Raw genomic sequence first — 1,240 nt, 5'->3', positions numbered from 1 at the left:
CGGTCCCGCCACGCCGCCATGTCGGAAATCAACGTCACCCCTTTCGTGGACGTGATGCTGGTGCTGCTGATCGTCTTCATGGTGTCAGCACCGCTGATGACCGTGGGCGTGCCGATTGAGCTGCCCGAGACCGCGGCAGAACCGCTGCCGGGTGAGCAGGAGGAGGAACCCCTTGCCGTGACTTTGACCGCCGACGGCCAGGTGATGATCCAGACCACGCCGGTTCCCATGGAGGAGCTGGTGACGCGCCTTCAGGGCATTGCCGCCGAACGGGACAGCAACCAGATTTTCCTGCGCGCGGATGGGGGTATTCCTTATGCCGACGTGATGCAGGTCATGGGCGCACTCAATGCCGGTGGATTCCGCGAAATCGGGCTGGTGACCGATGCGGGCGGCCCGCGTCTCGACGAACAGGCAGGGGAGTGACGGGCCGATGCGGCGTGCGCTCTATGCCTCCAGCGGACTTCACTTCGCGGTGCTCATCTGGGCGCTGATCGGGGGGAATCTGTTCAATGATATGGAGGAGGAGCCCTTTGAACTGACCGGAGTCACGCTGATTTCGGCGCAGGAGTTCGACGCCATGTTCGATACCGTCGTGCCTGTGCCCGCCGTGGTGGAACAGCCCTCGCTGCCCACACCGCCCGTGCCCGATATCACCGAACCGACCCCGCCCACGCCAGAGGCCGCCGCGCCGGACGCAACACCGCCCCAGGCCACGCCGGAGCCGCCTACGGAAACCCAGCCCGACATGTCGGCGCTGGCCCCCTTGCCCGATACCGAAGTGCAGGCGGAAGTGGCCGCGCTGCCAAGCCCGCCCGCACAGGACGTGACCGCGCCGCCCTCTGACACGCCCGCGCCGAGCGAAGCGCCCCGCGTCGCCCCGCTGCCCGCACCCGCGCCGCCGCCCGAGGCCGAGATCGCGCCCGAGGTGGTGACGCGGCCAGAGCCGTCCGAGACGCCCACACCGGTGCCCGACACGCCCCCGACCGCGCCAGAGGAAGCCACGACCGAGATCGTGACCGAAGCCGAAACGCCCGCCGCCGCCCTTGCGCCGGTGTCGTCCTTCCGCCCGCCCGCACGGCCCATCCGTACCGTGGCAGAGGCCCCGGTTCCCGACAGCCCGCCCGAGGTGGAGGAGCGTGACCCGCTGGCTGATGCGATTGCCGCTGCGGTTGCCGAAGCTGCGACCGAAACGCCGCCTGCACCGGCTGCGCCCTCGGGCCCGCCGCTATCGGCCGGG

1 protein-coding gene and 1 pseudogene are annotated in these 1,240 nt (G+C 69.8%); both read left to right on the top strand.

Annotated features, from left to right (window positions below; translation table 11 throughout):
* Nucleotides 1-426 (top strand): ExbD/TolR family protein (locus BKY26_RS02735; protein ID WP_425434461.1); only part of this gene is annotated, 426 nt, incomplete at its 5' end.
* 7 nt (nt 427-433) lie between these two features.
* Nucleotides 434-1,240: pseudogene (locus BKY26_RS02730) on the top strand (hypothetical protein); the annotation flags it as partial.

The organism is Nioella sediminis (assembly GCF_001879695.1).
Classification (GTDB): Bacteria; Pseudomonadota; Alphaproteobacteria; order Rhodobacterales; family Rhodobacteraceae; genus Nioella; species Nioella sediminis.
This window is presented reverse-complemented; position numbering and strand designations above follow the sequence as displayed.